The organism is Vibrio sp. SNU_ST1, from assembly GCF_030563405.1.
Taxonomy (GTDB): Bacteria; Pseudomonadota; Gammaproteobacteria; order Enterobacterales; family Vibrionaceae; genus Vibrio.
This window is the reverse complement of sequence record NZ_CP130748.1, coordinates 3201731-3218922: the sequence shown is the minus strand read 5'-3', so window position 1 is coordinate 3218922 and position 17192 is coordinate 3201731. Positions and strand designations below refer to the sequence as shown.

The 17192-nt window shown below is 45.9% G+C and carries 15 protein-coding genes; 3 read left to right on the top strand and 12 right to left on the bottom strand.

The window, feature by feature from the left end:
• Positions 1–110 precede the first annotated feature (110 nt).
• A complete protein-coding gene (punC, locus tag Q5H80_RS14355; RefSeq protein ID WP_304566028.1) occupies positions 111–1322 on the bottom strand; it encodes a purine nucleoside transporter PunC in 1212 nt (403 codons plus the stop codon).
• Positions 1323–1485: 163 nt separating this feature from the next.
• On the opposite strand from punC, the gene punR reads away from it, so the two are divergent.
• Positions 1486–2400, top strand: a complete 915-nt coding sequence (gene punR, locus Q5H80_RS14350) for a DNA-binding transcriptional activator PunR (RefSeq protein ID WP_304566026.1) — start codon at positions 1486–1488, stop codon at positions 2398–2400.
• A 99-nt stretch (positions 2401–2499) separates the two neighbouring features.
• On the opposite strand, the gene ilvA is transcribed toward punR, so the two are convergent.
• From ilvA to ilvG, 5 genes are read right to left on the bottom strand one after another with little or no spacing between them, the layout of a single operon-like run.
• Complete coding sequence (gene ilvA, locus Q5H80_RS14345; protein ID WP_304566024.1) at positions 2500–4044, bottom strand: threonine ammonia-lyase, biosynthetic; 1545 nt, start codon at positions 4042–4044, stop codon at positions 2500–2502.
• Positions 4045–4046: 2 nt separating this feature from the next.
• Complete coding sequence (ilvD, locus tag Q5H80_RS14340; RefSeq protein ID WP_304566022.1) at positions 4047–5888, bottom strand: dihydroxy-acid dehydratase; 1842 nt, start codon at positions 5886–5888, stop codon at positions 4047–4049.
• Between the two features lie 32 nt (positions 5889–5920).
• A complete protein-coding gene (locus tag Q5H80_RS14335) occupies positions 5921–6889 on the bottom strand; it encodes a branched-chain amino acid transaminase (protein WP_304566020.1) in 969 nt (322 codons plus the stop codon).
• Between the two features lie 12 nt (positions 6890–6901).
• Positions 6902–7186 (bottom strand): acetolactate synthase 2 small subunit, encoded by a 285-nt coding sequence (gene ilvM / locus Q5H80_RS14330; protein WP_017111739.1) that lies wholly within the window; start codon positions 7184–7186, stop codon positions 6902–6904.
• 1 nt (position 7187) lies between these two features.
• A complete protein-coding gene (gene ilvG / locus Q5H80_RS14325) occupies positions 7188–8834 on the bottom strand; it encodes an acetolactate synthase 2 catalytic subunit (protein ID WP_304566018.1) in 1647 nt (548 codons plus the stop codon).
• A gap of 471 nt (positions 8835–9305) precedes the next feature.
• Between ilvG and Q5H80_RS14320 the strand changes: the two genes are divergently transcribed.
• Positions 9306–10829, top strand: coding sequence for a YifB family Mg chelatase-like AAA ATPase (locus Q5H80_RS14320; RefSeq protein WP_304566016.1), 1524 nt, complete (start codon positions 9306–9308; stop codon positions 10827–10829).
• 126 nt (positions 10830–10955) lie between these two features.
• Here Q5H80_RS14320 and Q5H80_RS14315 read toward each other — a convergent pair whose 3' ends face one another.
• The 6 genes from Q5H80_RS14315 to Q5H80_RS14290 all read right to left on the bottom strand — a co-directional run bounded on the left by Q5H80_RS14315 (position 10956) and on the right by Q5H80_RS14290 (position 16070).
• Entirely contained in the window at positions 10956–11909 is a 954-nt protein-coding gene (locus Q5H80_RS14315; RefSeq protein WP_304566015.1) for a DUF2860 domain-containing protein, read from the bottom strand.
• 139 nt (positions 11910–12048) lie between these two features.
• Positions 12049–12648, bottom strand: a complete 600-nt coding sequence (locus tag Q5H80_RS14310; protein ID WP_304566013.1) for a thiol:disulfide interchange protein DsbA/DsbL — start codon at positions 12646–12648, stop codon at positions 12049–12051.
• Positions 12649–12701: 53 nt separating this feature from the next.
• Entirely contained in the window at positions 12702–13688 is a 987-nt protein-coding gene (locus Q5H80_RS14305; RefSeq protein WP_304569424.1) for a serine/threonine protein kinase, read from the bottom strand.
• A 74-nt stretch (positions 13689–13762) separates the two neighbouring features.
• Positions 13763–15181: a cytochrome c oxidase accessory protein CcoG gene (gene ccoG / locus Q5H80_RS14300; RefSeq protein WP_304566011.1), complete on the bottom strand. Its 1419-nt coding sequence runs from the start codon at positions 15179–15181 to the stop codon at positions 13763–13765.
• Positions 15182–15507: 326 nt separating this feature from the next.
• On the bottom strand, positions 15508–15771 hold the full coding sequence (locus Q5H80_RS14295) for a YihD family protein (RefSeq protein WP_304566009.1): 264 nt from the start codon (positions 15769–15771) through the stop codon (positions 15508–15510).
• Between the two features lie 131 nt (positions 15772–15902).
• Positions 15903–16070 (bottom strand): hypothetical protein, encoded by a 168-nt coding sequence (locus Q5H80_RS14290; RefSeq protein ID WP_012605092.1) that lies wholly within the window; start codon positions 16068–16070, stop codon positions 15903–15905.
• 283 nt (positions 16071–16353) lie between these two features.
• On the opposite strand from Q5H80_RS14290, the gene Q5H80_RS14285 reads away from it, so the two are divergent.
• Entirely contained in the window at positions 16354–17145 is a 792-nt protein-coding gene (locus tag Q5H80_RS14285) for a sporulation protein (RefSeq protein WP_304566006.1), read from the top strand.
• Positions 17146–17192 lie beyond the last annotated feature (47 nt).

Here is a 17192-nt window from a genome sequence, read left to right as displayed (position 1 = left end):
GTAGCAATGCTACTGACTTCTTTCTAAATAATTCTAGATATAAAAAGAGCGAGTAATTTCGCTCTTTTTTTGTTTTCTTAAGCTAGAAGCTAGAAGCTAGAAGCTAGAAACTAGTCTTGTTTCTCGTCTGCTACCACTCGAGAGTTGTCTGGCGTAGCGAAGTGTTCAGAAAGCTCTTTGTTTGAAACAATGTAGCCAACCCACAGAGCACCTAAACAAATCACCACTGCAATACCTGTAGCGCTTAGTGCTTGGCTAGCCATTGCTGCGACCAATGCACTTGATAGGCCACTGATACTGATTTGCAGGCTGTTTTGTAGGCCAGCAGCTGTTGCAGGGCTTTGTTTGGCACTTGATAGAGCACGGTTTACTACTATTGGGTAAAGTGCACCGTTTGCTACAGCAATCAAACAGAAAGGTGCAAGTAGAGGCCAGATTGACGTCAGTTCCCACTGTGATGCAATGAAGATAAGCATCGCTGCTACGCTGAACAAACCGATAAGATTTCTTAGTACAACGCCATCGCCATATTTCTTCACCGCTTGCTTACCGAAATAACCACCCGCCATGAACGCGATTGTCTGTGGGATAAAGCTCAAACCGATGTCTTTTGCTTCATAACCTAGCTGAGCCATTATCTCTGGCATACCCGTTAGGTAAGCGAAGAACGCTGCAGATGCCGAAGCAAACATTAAAACATTACCCATGTATGGCTTAGACTTAAGTAGCGTCTTAATATCAGTTTTGATCGATGTTTGTTTTACTTCCGGTGCTTCTTTTGGTTGAGCCATTGTCGTTGCGATCAACAATGCGCCCATTAGCGTCAATGTGATAAAGATACTGTGCCAACCAAAGCTGTCTGCTAGCAATACACCCAGTTGAGGTGCTAAGGCTGGAGATAGTGCTACTAGAGGCATGATAGTAGCAAAAATTTGCTGGCTACTGCTCTGAGAGTAACGCTTGATAACCATTGCTTGCCAAATTACTGCAGGCGCACATACACCGATCGCTTGAATGAAGCGCAGTGTTAATAGGTGCCAAACTTCGGTACTGAATGCTAAGCCAAATGAAGCGGCAGTAAATATAACTAGACCGACTGCCAGCGTATTGCGGTGACCATATTTGTCACTTGCTAGTCCCCAAAGAAGCTGACCCAGTGCCATACCGCCAAGGAATACGGTTAGAGACAAGGCGATCTGCTCTGGACCGGTTGCAAAGTCGACTTCCATTGCTTTAAATGCAGGAAGGTACATATCAGTCGCGATGAAACCAAGCATTGAAAGCACTGCAAGGTAGACTAATTGAAATTTAGAAATATTCATAAGATGCCATTAAGCTAAAAGTAGTGATGTTTTTATCATCAAAAAAATTGTTAGGTAATCAGGAGTGAAAGTCCCTGTTTATTGGTGTTGACATTCTATTTGTCAGAGCTGATAAAATAAAACGCTAAAATATGTAGTTATCAATCAAAAAATTTGAAGGCTTATGTTCTCTAAATCCTCGTTAGAAATGCTTGATACCGTTGCTCGCTTGGGCAGCTTTACTGCGGCTGCTGAACAATTACACAAAGTGCCATCGGCGATCAGCTATGGGGTTAGGCAGGTGGAGCAAGAGCTTGATGTTTTACTTTTCAAACGTTTACCAAGAAAAGTAGAGCTGACGCCCGCTGGGGAGTTGTTTATTGAAGAGGCTCGTCAACTACTGAGACAGATGGAAGAGCTCAGTGCGCAAACTCGCCGAGCCGCGCGTGGTTGGAAGAAAACCCTACGTCTAACCCTTGATAACGTGGTTAAACTCGACAAGATGAAGCCAATGATAGAAGAGTTTTATCAAACCTTTGAGTTCGCTGAGTTACAGATCAACATGGAAGTGTTCAATGGTTCTTGGGAAGCCATTGCACAGGGTAGGGCGGATGTCGTGATTGGCGCCACTTCGGCGATTCCGGTTGGCGGTGACTTTGAAGTAAAGGATATGGGGCGGTTAGATTGGGCATTTGTCATGTCACCCAGTCACCCTTGTGTGCGAGAACAAAACCTCAATGAAGCCTTTGTCAGTCAATATCCAGCGATCTGTTTGGATGATACCTCTAGTGTGCTGCCTAAGCGTCACACAGGGCATTACTCTAATCAAAGACGCCTATTGTTACCTAACTGGTATAGCGCCATAGAGTGTCTTAAGAATGGAGTAGGGGTGGGTTACATGCCAAGGCATATTGCCGCACCTATTATCGAACAGGGTTTGCTGGTGGAAAAAATATTGCCCGAGCCAAGCCCGCAGAGTCATTGCTGCTTAGTGTGGCGCAAAGATGACAACCATAAGTTGATCGAGTGGATGGTTAAGTATTTAGGACCGAGTGAACAGCTTCACCAAGATTGGCTTGATCATCGCAAGGCGATCTAATGATCTCTTTATAAGAAGATCCTTTTAAAGTTTGATCTGAACCTGCATCAATAAAAAGAGCGAGTAAATACTCGCTCTTTTTGGTTCGGTCGTTAACTCTTAAGACAAGAAGAACTTGTAGGAAGGGTTATCGGTTTCATCTTTACACTGATAACCAAGCTCTCGTAGATGTGTTGAGAACTGAGCCAAATTATCATCACCAAGTTCGAAGCCACACAATACACGACCGTAGTCGGCACCGTGGTTACGATAGTTGAACAGGCTGATGTTCCAATGGGTACCTAAGGTATCAAGGAATTTAATCAATGCGCCTGGGTATTCTGGAAACTCGAAGCTGTATAGACGCTCTTTCAGCGGTTTCGATGGTTTACCGCCAATCATGTAACGAATGTGCAGTTTTGCCATCTCATCATCAGAGAGGTCGACAACCGGGTAGCCACCCTCACGTAGGTCATTGATGATGTGCTCGAGTTCTTCTTGACCACCTTGTAGACGTACACCAACGAAGATATTCGCCAGACTTTCGTCATTGTGGCGGTAATTAAACTCAGTCACCGCACGACCACCAATAATATTACAGAACTCTAGGAATGCCCCTTGTCGCTCTGGAATCGTAACCGCAAGCAAGCCTTCTCGCTTCTCACCTAGCTCACAACGTTCAGAGACATAGCGCAGACCGTGGAAGTTGGTGTTAGCACCAGACAATACCGTTGCCAATTGTTTGTCTTGTAGTTGGTTCTGCTCAGCAAACTTCTTGAGACCAGCTAGAGCAAGCGCTCCTGAAGGTTCAGCAATTGCGCGAGTGTCTTCAAAGATGTCTTTCACCGCAGAGCAGATCTCATCACTAGACACGGCAATGTGACCATCGATGTACTGCTGACATAGGCGGAATGTTTCTTCACCAATGCGTTTAACCGCAACACCATCAGCAAACATGCTGACCTGATCCAGTACCACTGGCTCACCAGCATCCAGTGCCGCCTTCAAGCAAGCCGAATCTTCTGGTTCCACTGCAATGACTTTAATATCTGGCATCAGTTGTTTAACCAGCACTGCAACACCTGCCGCTAAGCCACCACCACCAACCGGCACAAAGATATAATCCATGTGACCGTTTTGCTGAAGCATTTCCATCCCCATGGTGCCTTGCCCTGCAATCACCAGTGGGTGATCGAAAGGAGGAACAAAGGTAAAGCCATGTTCAGCCGACAGACGTTCCGCTTCCGCTTTCGCTTCATCGAAATTACTGCCGTGTAAAACGACGTTACCGCCAAATCCGCGTACCGCATCGACCTTGATATCCGGCGTCGTTTTTGGCATCACGATTGTGGTTTGAATACCTAGCTTAGAGCCAGATAGCGCCATACCTTGTGCGTGGTTTCCTGCTGATGCAGCAATTACACCTGCGGCTTTCTGTTGTTCAGAAAGGCTTGATACCATGTTGTAGGCACCACGCAGCTTAAACGAGTGTACCGGCTGACGGTCTTCTCGTTTTAGCTGAACCTGATTACCGATACGAGCGCTTAAGCGTGGCATATCTTGCAGAGGTGTCACGAGTGCCGCTTCGTAAACCGGTGCTCTCAGGATCTGGCGCAGATAATCTGCGCCACTTTGTTTTTTGGGACTGGAGGTGTCATCACTCATAGTTAGCCCTCAAGCTTAGACTTATCACGCACAGCGCCTTTGTCGGCACTTGTCGCCATACTTGCGTAAGCTTTCAGTGCGAAAGACACTTCACGTTGACGGTTTTCTGGTTTCCAGCCTAGAGCATCTTGCTTAACACGACGTGCTTCTAGTTCTGCTTCAGGAACATCAAGCGTGATTGAGCGGCTAGGGATATCGATAGTGATGATATCGCCTGTGTTCACTAGACCAATTACACCACCGCTTGCTGCTTCTGGAGAAGCGTGACCGATAGACAGACCTGATGTACCACCAGAGAAACGACCATCGGTTAGAAGAGCACAAGACTTGCCTAGACCCATCGATTTTAGGTAAGTCGTTGGGTAGAGCATTTCTTGCATACCCGGGCCGCCTTTAGGACCTTCGTAACGAATGACAACCACTTCGCCTGCTTTTACTTTACCCGCTAAGATGCCTTCTACTGCCGTATCTTGGCTTTCGAATACGATTGCAGGACCTTGGAATTTAAGGTTTTCTTCATCAACACCCGCGGTCTTAACGATACAACCATCAACGGCGATGTTACCTGAAAGTACCGCTAGGCCACCTTCTTGGCTGAATGCGTTCTCTTTAGTACGAATACAACCTTCTTTGCGGTCGTCATCAAGACGATCCCAACGACAATCTTGTGAGAAAGCTTTGGTGGTACGGATACCAGCAGGGCCAGCGCGGAAGAACTTAAGCACGGCTTCATCTTCTGTCTGCATGATGTCGTACTGTGCAAGTTGCTCTTGCATGCTTAAACCAAGCACGGTGCGAGTTTGATTGTTCAGTAGACCTGCACGGTCAAGCTCACCAAGGATAGCCATTACACCACCAGCACGGTGAACGTCTTCCATGTGGTATTTAGGCGTTGAAGGTGCCACTTTACATAGGTGTGGAACGCGGCGAGACATCTCGTCGATATCATCCATATCAAAGTCAATTTCACCTTCTTGAGCTGCCGCTAAAAGGTGAAGAACGGTGTTACTTGAACCACCCATCGCGATATCTAACGCCATTGCATTATCAAAGGCTGCGCGATTTGCGATGTTACGTGGCAGTGCTGACTCGTCGTCTTGCTCGTAGTAACGCTTGGTTAGATCAACGATGCGCTTACCGGCATTGATGAACAGTTCTTCGCGGTCTGCGTGTGTCGCCAGCATAGAACCGTTACCAGGCTGAGATAGACCCAGAGCTTCTGTTAGACAGTTCATTGAGTTGGCAGTAAACATACCTGAACATGAACCACATGTCGGACATGCAGAACGCTCTACTTGCTCACTTTGCTCATCAGAAATAGTTGGATCGGCACCCTGAATCATTGCGTCAACAAGGTCGAGCTTGATGATTTGATCTGAAAGCTTGGTTTTACCTGCTTCCATTGGGCCGCCTGATACAAAGATCACAGGGATGTTAAGGCGCATTGCTGCCATCATCATTCCCGGAGTTATTTTGTCACAGTTAGAGATACACACCATCGCATCTGCACAGTGTGCATTGACCATGTATTCTACTGAGTCTGCGATAAGCTCACGTGATGGCAGTGAGTACAGCATGCCGCCATGACCCATTGCGATACCATCATCGACTGCGATAGTGTTGAATTCTTTAGCTATACCGCCTGCTTTCTCGATTTCACCCGCAACCAGTTGACCCATATCTTTAAGGTGAACGTGACCTGGTACGAATTGAGTGAAAGAGTTTACAACTGCGATGATTGGCTTACCGAAGTCATCATCTTTAACGCCAGTTGCACGCCATAAAGCGCGCGCACCAGCCATGTTGCGTCCGTGGGTAGTCGTTGCTGAACGATAGATTGGCATTCTTAAATCCTTATAAAATATTTGGCTGTTGCTTACTTAGTGGTTTGCGTTTGGCTTGCTGAAACGTTGCCTGCTGGATAAACGTAATCTAACCAGCCCCACTTATCTTCAGTGGTTCCATTGAATAGACCAAAGTAAGCCGCTTGAACTTTTTCAGTGATAGGACCGCGTTTGCCTTCACCTACTGTAATTTTGTCTACGCTGCGAACCGGAACGATTTCGGCAGCTGTGCCTGTCATGAATACTTCATCGGCAAGGTATAGCGCTTCACGAGCAATGTTCTCTTCACGGATCTCATAACCCATGTCTTTTGCTAGTGTCATTATCGAATCACGAGTGATACCCGGCAGAATTGCGCTGGTCGCTGGTGGCGTTGATAGGACGCCGTTACGTACCACAAAGATGTTCTCACCTGCACCTTCAGAAAGGTAACCATCAACACTCAATGCGATACCTTCATCGTAACCATGACGACGAGCTTCACCACCAACTAGTAGCGATGATAGGTAGTTACCACCGGCTTTTGCTGCGGTTGGGATCGTGTTTGGCGCTGCACGGTTCCAGCTTGAGATCATCGCATCTACGCCATTTTCTAGCGCTTCTTCGCCTAGGTAAGAACCCCATGGGAAAGCGGCGATGATCAGATCCATTTCTGTGTTTTCAGGAGGGCAAACACCCAAACCAACGTTACCCACAAAGCCGAGAGGGCGAATGTAGGCTGACTCTAGCTTATTTTGGCGTAACGTTTCGCGAGTCGCTTCCATAATTTCTTCCTCAGTAAAAGGAATTGGGAAGCGGTAGATTTTCGCTGAGTCTTTTAGGCGTCTTGCATGCTCTGGGTGACGGAAGATAACCGGACCCTTTGGCGTGTTGTAGCAACGAACGCCTTCAAATACAGAAGTACCGTAGTGCATTGCGTGAGTCAGGACGTGAACGTTCGCCTCTGCCCAAGGAACCATTTCACCGTTAAACCAGATATAGTCTGCTGTTTTAGCTGTCATGTTTGCGGTTCCTTATGCACTTATTTTTTGTTGTAAGTTATTGTTTGGCAATTCATTACGACTAATAGATATAACGTCAACGGTACGTACATCCCACAGCTTTTCGATCTGATTAACTAAGAAAGAAATCGGGCGGTCACTGTCGACAATGATCTCAACGCTCGCGACTTTGCTTTCGTGGTTTTGGGTGCCAGCCACTTGCTTAACGATGAAGCCACGGTGACGGATTACACGAAGAACACGTTCTAACAGTACTGGTTTATCATCGGCTTTGATGTCTAATAAGTATCTTTTCATGTTATGTGTTCTCCAACATTTCGCTGTTTGAAGCACCTGGCGGTACTAGTGGCCAGACGTTTTCTTCTTCATCGATAAGGACGTGAAGTAGGTAAGCAGTTTTGCTCTCAAGCATCTCTTTCAATGCTGGCTCTACTTCTTCTTTACGCGTGATGGTTTTGCCTGGGATATCGAACGCTTTTGCTAGCATGACGAAATCTGGGTTGTCATCCAAGATAGTTTCACTGTGTCGACCATCAAAGAACAGAGATTGCCATTGGCGAACCATGCCTAAACGAGAGTTGTTAAGCAGCACCATCTTCACTGGGATTTGGCGACGCTTCAGCGTACCAAGCTCTTGCACGTTCATCATGAATGAGCCGTCACCAGAGATAAGAATGGATTGGTCATCAGGACGACCAACCGATGCACCCATAGCCGCTGGTAAGCCAAAGCCCATGGTGCCTAATCCAGCAGATGTGATGAAGTTCTGTGGATCTCGTGGTTGAATATGCTGAGCTGCCCACATCTGATGTTGGCCTACATCTGTCGAAACTATAGAGCTTGCAGGCATCATGTCAGATAGTTGCTTCAGGAGTAGTGGAGCAAAGATAAGATCGCCTGGGTGGTCGTAGCGCCATTTAAACGAAGTACGTAGCCCTTCAGAGTGGTGAACCCAAGATGAGATGTCTTGGCTCAGCTCCAGTTGAGGCATGATCTTGTTGATGTCACCACGAATTGGCGCATCGGCCAGACGTAGTTTGCTGAACTCAGCTGCATCGATATCGATATGGATAACTTTCGCGTGTGGTGCGAAGGTATCAAGCTTGCCGGTGACTCGGTCATCAAAACGAGCGCCAACAACAATCAACAGGTCACTCTCTTGAACCACTAGGTTAGCGGCTTTAGTACCGTGCATGCCCAGCATACCAAGGTAATGTGGGTCGTCACGCTCAATGGTGCCTAAGCCTTTCAGTGTACTAACAGCAGGCATTGGGTTCAGGCGTAAAAACTCGCGAACTGCGTCGGTGGCTTTAGCCAGTTGAACGCCACCACCTACGTATAGAACAGGACGAGTCGCTTGAGATAGGAAGTGTTGTGCTTGTTCAATCGCGTCAGTTGTCGCGACAGGAATGGCTGGTGGCGTAAATTCAGGAAGAATTTTAACTGGGGACTCTGCTAGTTGAACATCTTTGGCGATGTCGACAATAACCGGACCTGGACGACCTGATTTTGCAACGATAAATGCTTCAGCGAGTGTTGGAGCAAGATCTTCAATATCGGTAACTAGGTAGCTGTGTTTCGTACATGATAGAGACATACCAATCACATCCATTTCTTGGAATGCGTCGGTACCGATGTGGGAGCTCGCAACTTGGCCAGTGATGGCAACCAGTGGGATGGAATCCATAAAAGCATCAGCAAGGCCTGTGACTAGGTTAGTTGCACCTGGACCTGAGGTTGCCATACAAACCGCCACGTCTTGCGTTGCTCGAGCCATACCGATAGCGGCCATTGCAGCGCCTTGCTCATGGCGGCATAGGATATGCTCAACCCCGCCGTCATAGAGTGCATCGTAGATTGGCATGATGGCACCGCCTGGGTAACCAAATACGGTCTCAATGCCTTGTTGCTTGAGTGCGGATACGACCAGTTCTGCGCCTTTCATCGTAATTCCTCCGTATTACCTTTATTTTGGTAATTGTTTCCATTGTCTCTGCACATCTTGTGCTCCCATTCTTCCTGTAAATCGGCAAAGCCGAAAATGTTTCAAAATATAAAATCGAATGTCTAAATTAGAAAAAACCCCCGGACTTTTCAGTGCGGGGGTTTTTTCTAATTCGTGGTTACTTTTTTCCCACTCGCCCCCGCGCAGTCTCAATAATGACTACGATAATCAGGTTAATCAGTGCGTAAATGCGAGCGTTAAATGTCATAAAGTTCGAGTTTTCTCGTTTATTGTCTTAAGTAAATGTCTACATCTCTAGTGTTATCACACAAATCTGCTGCATGACAAGGAAAATGTCATTCTTTTTTCACATTAAAACACCATTTCACCACGCTATATAACAACCTTATCGCTTTGGTGAACAATGAATATCCAGAGCGAATACTTTTAAATCAAAGACAAAGGAAAGTTATGGGACTCGCGATAATTCATAGCCGAGCTAGTGTGGGTGTAGAGGCGCCAGAAGTAACCGTGGAAGTGCATATAAGCAACGGAATGCCCGGTTTTACGCTGGTGGGTCTACCTGAAACGACGGTCAAGGAATCTAAAGATCGAGTAAGGAGTGCGATCATCAATTCTCGCTTTGAATTTCCATCGAAAAGAATCACGGTCAACCTTGCACCTGCAGATTTACCCAAAGAGGGAGGACGTTTCGATCTGCCAATCGCGCTTGGGATTTTGTTGGCGTCAGATCAGCTTCCTACATCAAAAATAGCTCAACATGAATTTATCGGTGAGTTGGCATTGTCAGGAGAATTACGCTCGGTAAAGGGCGTTCTGCCTGCGACGTTAGCCGCCGATAGCGTTGAACGATGCTTAGTGGTTCCGCACCATAATGGTGATCAGGCTGCGCTGGTTGGCAAGGGGGCGCATAAATCTGCTCAAACCTTGTTGGAGGTTTGCGCTGACATGTGTGGACAGGCTCAGCTTGGTTTATATCGAACCGAGCATCATCATGTCGATGTATCTGATAATCGTGACTTACAAGATATTATTGGCCAGCAGCAAGGTAAGCGAGCACTGGAGATCGCCGCAGCCGGCAATCATAACTTATTATTCCTTGGCCCGCCCGGAACTGGCAAGACTATGTTGGCGTCTCGATTGCGCGATTTGTTGCCCGAAATGAGTGACGACGAGGCGATGGAAACCGCTTCGGTGGCTTCTTTAACGCAACAAGAGATAAATCAATACAACTGGAAACAAAGGCCTTTTCGATCTCCTCATCATTCCAGTTCGATGGCAGCATTGGTCGGTGGTGGCTCGATACCTCGCCCCGGAGAGATATCTTTAGCGCATAATGGATTATTGTTTCTCGATGAGATGCCAGAATTTGAGCGTAAGGTACTTGATTCATTACGAGAGCCACTAGAGTCGGGTGAAATCATTATCTCACGTGTCGCGGGTAAGACGCGTTTCCCTGCGCGCTTTCAATTGGTGGGCGCGTTGAACCCTAGCCCAACAGGTTATTACGAAGGCAATCAAGCGCGAGCTAACCCGCAGATTATCCTTCGTTACCTCAATCGCTTATCTGGGCCATTACTGGATAGGTTCGATATGTCATTAGAGATCCCTCTGTTGCCTAAAGGGATGTTGGCCGAAGGTGGTGACCGTGGTGAAACCACTCAAGTCGTGAAGCAACGGGTTAAGCAGGCTCGCGAGTTGATGTTATCTCGAAACCATAAATCGAATGCACTGTTAGGTAGCCGAGAAATTGAAAAGTACTGCCCACTGAGGCGTGAGGATGCAGAATTTCTGGAAACGGCGCTGCATCGATTAGGTTTATCAATTCGTGCCTATCATCGAATCATCAAGGTAGCGCGAACCATTGCAGACCTAGACGGTAACGAACAGATTGAAAAGAAGCATTTATCGGAAGCGCTTGGCTACCGAGCAATGGATCGATTGTTGAAGCAACTTACGGCTCAAGCTGTGTAGTCATACCAATCACAGTAAACAATTTGCCATTTATTTATTGTGATTGGTATACGCCCAAAAAGCCTGCTTTTTGCGCAGGCTTTCGTCGTTATGAACTAATGGTTATTAGCGAGCTGTGATTCCGAACTAGAACTTGTAGTTCAGGCCGACTGATACGATGTATTGCGACTCATCGTAGAAAGTAATGTTCGAATCGCTGACACCATAACCGGCTAGAGAAATAAACGACCAGTTTTCCCAATCCATGAATTGCTCATACTCATAGGCGGCAAACAGGTTGATATTATCGTCGCTGCGTTTCTTATTATAGATTGGGTTGCTTGCGTCGTAAGAACGTTGATTATAACCCGCTGTCAGAGCGTACTGGTGGCGGCCTATGTCACCAAATAGACTCACTTCACCACCAAACTGTTCGTAAGACTCAGCGTTACCGTCGGCATCCCTTGATTGGTAAATTAATGATGGCACTAACATCATGGTGCGATTGATTGGTTGACGGTACTGACCTTTCAGGTAGAAAGTATCGGCATCACGCTGTAGTTCTTCTCTAACTCGATCATCTTCTACATCTTTGGTGGCGTAGGCCATGTCTAACGAGAAAGCTGAGCCCGCAATACTACTTAGTTTCAAACGAAAGGCATTGCCTGTTTCATCCGTTTTGGTGCGACCTGAAGCGGTGTTGTATGGATCGGCCCAAGTCTCACCAGACATGATAGTAGGCAAAAGTGAAGCGTCGATGGTCATGCCTGACTCTAGTTGGTATTTATAACCAACCTCAAGCACGACAGTACCTGTTGCTACGTCATCACGAGTGGTACCTGTGTATACCTGGTGATTTAATTTTTCGCCAAAGGTGTAAGCAATACTACCCAAAGGTGCGACAAGAAATGAGCTCTCAGATGAGGCTTTTTGGTTAATGGACGAAATGGTGCTATCAGCATCGGTATTAAAGTTTGAGGTGGAAGAGGTAACCCCTGTATTAATAGATATTTCACCACTGAAACCTTGTTCGTCTGCAAGCTTGGCAAAAGCAGGAGAGGCTGCAATGCTCAGTGCCAAAAGCGTTATTTTCATTTTCATTCAAAGGCTCCTTGCCTACCAGTTCTTAGGACTGGATATTGATATCAGTAAAGTACAACGTTTTCAGGATGATTGTTTATCTATGAGTATTTTTGAACTAGTGCAAAAAAGGAAGCCGAAGCTTCCTTTAATCAATACGTTACTTCTTAAGTAGGAAGTTAACGAGCTCGAAGTACTCATCGAGAGAGCTAATACCTTGAGCGTCTACTAGGTAGCGGTTGTTAACTACGACAGCCGGTACGCCTGAAAGGCCGCTGTCTTTGAATGCTTTGTCGAAGCGACGAACCATAGAATCGACTGCAAAGCCGTTGTATGCCGCATCGAATTTCTTAGCATCAACGCCTTCGTCTAGGAAGATTTGACGCAGTTCTTCTTCATCACGTGGTGGCTTGTTCATTGTGTGGATGCGGTTAAACATCACTGGCACTATTTTGTCTTCAACTTTCAGCGCAATCATGGTCGCGTAAGCTTTGCTCATTGGCAGGCCCATGTTGCCACCCATGAATGAAACATGGTTCTTCTGTAGCTTAGCGTCTTTAGGTAGCTGTTGTTTTAGCTGCTGGATGATTGGCTCAAAGCTATTACAGTGTGGGCAGTAAAAAGAGAAGAACTCTGTCACCATTGGTTTTTTTGATGCTTCTAGGTCAAGAACTTTGTAGTGTTCACCTTCGTTAAATTTCGCAGCGTGAGCTGAAAGGCTCAACATGATCAATGAGAAAAATGCGAATAGCTTTTTCATTTATCCAATCTCCATTATGTTTGAATTTTTATCTAGTTGTGTTGCGATTGCTGTTACCACTGAGGCATTAACGAAAGTGGTGGCTCTTGCAGGGTAGCAATTTGCTCTTTACAAGCAAGTACTTGTTGCTCCCAATACTTCGGATCATTAAACCATGGGAAGGCCAGAGGAAACGCAGGATCGCGCCATCGTTTCGCCAACCATGCCATGTAATGCACCATACGTAGACCGCGTAGTGGTTCGATTAGTTTCAGTTGTGCGGTATTAAAATCGCAAAACTCTTGGTAACTCTCTAGCAAAATATCCAGTTGCATCAGCTTATCTTGGCGCTCGCCATTCAGCAGCATCCACAGATCTTGTATCGCAGGGCCGTTACGTGCGTCATCAAGATCGACGAACATTGGCCCATCGCGCCACAAAATATTGCCTGGGTGGCAGTCACCGTGCAGGCGGATATTCTCAATGTTGCTCGGCCACTGGCTCTCTAGCTCTTTTATCAGAAGGTCAACGTCATTGAAGAACGCGTTTTCTAGGTGCGTCGGGATAAACTGAGAATTCTCTAGAATTTTACGTGGCTGATAAAGGTATTCATCCAGGCTGATAGTAGGGCGATGCTGGAATGTTCTTCCTGCACTGGCTTTATGAATACGCCCAAGAAAACGCCCAACGCCTTCCAATTGGTCTAGATTATCGACTTCGTACTGTCTGCCACCAACACTTTCAAATAAGGAAAATAGGTAGCCTTGATATTCATGTAAGGTTGCGCCGTTGACTCGCATGGGGGGAGCGACTGGCATTTCTTGTTCGATTAACTCTAACGCGAAGTCGTGCTCTTCTTGGATCTGTGCTTTGTTCCAGCGCTGTGGACGATAAAATTTAACGACGTAGCGTTTACGGTCTTCATCGGTGAATTGATACACTCGATTTTCGTAACTGTTGAGAGCGAGAAGCCCCGATTCGGCACGAACTCCAATGCTCTCCAGTGCGTACCACATGAAGTCAGGAGTCAGGTTATCAAAGTTAAAGGCTTGCATCGTCATAGAATAAAAAAGGCTCATTACTGAGCCTCTTTCCATTTATTAGGGTGTTATACCAAGCACTAAGGTGGTTGGTATCAGAGCTTCTTGATAAAGCGGCTTTCGACTTCCATCGTAAACTCTTCATTATCCGAGAGTATAAACTGAATTGTCGAAACTGGTGAGCTGAGTTTTTCTGGATCGACGCCCAAACTGATAGGAAGGTTTAAAACCTCACCAGGCTCTACGGTAATGGTTTGCTTACCGTACCAGATAGAATCCGGCAGCCCGCTGACGTCAAGCTTGTACTCTTGCTCTTGCTGAGTTTTGTTGATTACTTTCAAGTTGTAAGTATTTTCGACAAGCCCTTGGCTATTGATTCTAAATAGCTGGTTTCTATCTCGTAGAACACTTAAGCCGGCAGGATCAACACTCGCTATCTGTGCGAAGAACAAACCCAGCATGACGATCAATATAGCGCCATAACCTAGCAGCTTAGGACGCATCACCTTGGTTGTGTGACCATCTAGCCTGTGTTCGGTGGTGTAGTTGATCAGGCCTTTGTCATAACCCATACGTTCCATGGTGTTGTCGCAGGCATCAATACACGCGCCACAGTTAATACACTCGTATTGTAGGCCGTCACGGATATCGATACCCGTTGGGCACACTTGAACACATAAATTACAGTCAATACAGTCGCCTAGACCAAGTTCTTTTGGATCGGCTTTACGAGAGCGAGGGCCGCGGCTTTCACCTCGTTCAGTGTCGTAACCCACGATGAAGGTATCTTTATCGAACATTGCAGATTGGAAACGCGCGTAAGGACACATGTGCAGACAAACAATAGAACGCATCCATCCGGCATTCGCATAAGTACACCCAGCAAAGAACAATACCCAAAACACCGGCCAGAAAGTCGAGTTAAAGGTAAAGAAGCCAACCACCAGCTCTTTAATTGGGATGAAATAACCGACAAAGGTTAAGCCCGTCGCAATCGCAATCGCCCACCACGCGATGTGTTTGATGGTTTTTCTGAGAATTAAATTGCTCGTCAGTTTGCCTGAGTCTTGTTTTCTTCGCTTATTGGCAGCACCTTCCAGTTTCTCTTCGAACCAGATGTACATGAAGGTCCAGACGGTTTGTGGGCATAAATAACCACACCAGACTCGCCCTAAGAAGGTGGTTATGAAGAACAAGCCAAACGCAGCAATCATAAATAGGATGGCGAGTAGAGTCAGATCTTGAGGGTATAATGTGGTGCCAAAGAAGTTGAACTGCTGGCTACCGATATCGAGCAAGATCGCTTGTCGTTCACCAAATGGAATCCATGGGATAAGCGCAAAAAGTAAAAGTAAGAACCAACCGCCGTAACGACGAAGTTGTTGGAATTTACCTTTGCTTTCTCGAACATAGATTCGGTTACTTGGGTTAAATCGATCTCCATTACCTTTATGTGTTTTTGGGTTAAAGGTTTTAGGAGTCACATCTTTGATATCGATTTTATCCTGACTCATGGACTATCCTTTTTGTGGCTTGTTTGCCCGGTTAAGTCGGGCATGACGACATTACTTGAAAGTATGGTTTAGAGAACCTGTAGAAATTGAGTTTGGTGCATTTATTGGTATCGCACTCACTCTTATTATTTTAGAAGATTCTTATGGATGGCGATTATAGCGACAATCTTGTTCTCATTTCTTTAACGCTATCAACCTTTAACAACAAAAGTCATAACAGTTGTGACGAAAAAATAGCGAACAGAAACAAAAAAGCGACCGAGTGGTCGCTTTTAAACATTGAGTGTTTTATCTATACGGCAATTGAGCTCTAAATAAATAGGTGACTAAAGAAGGCCACGCGCTTTTAGAATTGCGGTTTTGAAATCATCTTCTTGGTCTTTTTTAAGACCCGGGATCATTTCATTTTTTCCGCTATTACGCATTTTTAGATGGTAGATAAGAACATCATCAGTCAACTCTTCAAGCTTACCTTGGTAGCCCGCTTCTTTTGATAGCTTAATGATGAACTCTAAAAGGTTAAGCTCTTGATCTTTTTGCCACTCAGGCTCCATCAGTTCAAGCAGTTCTTCAATGCGGTGACATTTCATACTTTATTTCTCCACAAATTTTATAATGATTTGTGGCTAAGGTATCAAATCGGGTAGGGAATACCAATGTGTAAACACATTTCAAGGCGGGAGCGGGCAAGAAAAAAGCGCAGTAAAAACTGCGCTTTTTGTTAAGCGGCTTTAATAACTTTTGTTGTAGCCGGTGCTAATAAAGCAGCCTTCTCAACGAGAGTCATTGTAGGAGCCAATTTCTTAGCCGTTGGAGCAGCAACAAAGCCACTACGACGACGCATCGCACTACGGTTGGTGTGCGAGAACCTGACAGCTGTTGGGCGCATTAATTTACCTAACGGTCAGGCATATCCATTGCCAATCTAATGGCCTGATTTATCATGAGATCCTCCTCAATTGCTTGAAGAGTCACTCGTCTGGCTTTCGCCAATCCGAAAAATAAATCAGGATAATGATATGCATGCATATCAAGGGTTAGATTATCACTATCTAAGTTATCGATCGACGCCTGAGTGATAATTAAACGATATTAGAGCTAAAATAGTGTGAGCAGTATATTTGAGTTTGAACCTCTTTCAGGCTTAAGATGATGCTTTAAAGGAGGTGCATATGTCGTTCTTAAAGAAAACGTTAGCAAGTTTTGGAATTGGATCTGCCAAGGTGGATTCTGTATTGCAACAGGAAGTGCTTTATCCAGGTAAGAAGGCGAGCATTATTGTACATGTCTACGGAGGCGCTCAGCCTCAGGAGATCGATAATATTGATCTCAACTTATGCTGTCGCTACGTCAAAGAAGTTACCGCGAACTCGCAAGGGCAAGAGGGCGGTCATAAACGTCGAATGCACCAGACGTACTCGCTTGCAAAATGGAGCTTGCCGTATGCCTTTGTGATTCAGCCGGGTGAAACCCGTGACTTTGAATGTGAGTTTGATGTACCACTGAACACACCGGTTACGATTGGTGATTCAAAGGTGTGGCTAGAAACCGGGTTGGATATTGCGATGGCGATTGACCCATCGGATAAAGACACCTTAACGGTTCGTCCCGACCCACTGCTCGATGGTATTTTTAACGAGCTTGAAGCTCAAGGCCTGCGCATTCGTCAAGTGGAATGTGAAGCGGTCAAAGGCTTTGAACTGCCGTTTGTACAAGAGTTTGAGTTTGTGCCGACGACGGGTCCTTATCATGGCCGTTGGCGTGAATTGGAAGTGGTGGCTCATCGTGATGAAGCAGAGCTGAAGTTGTGGTTCGAGATTGATAGAAATCGCGATGGTGCAAAAGGCATGTTAGCTAGCTTGCTAGGCGTTGGTAAGCTACAGCGTCAATTGAGTGTGCCACTGGATACCTCACCACAAGATGCTGGCAAGATGGTACTTGAATATCTAGATAACGCCTCTTAGTTCCTATAATCCTTTATTTAACTCTTTGGTTATTTAGTTTTGGATCT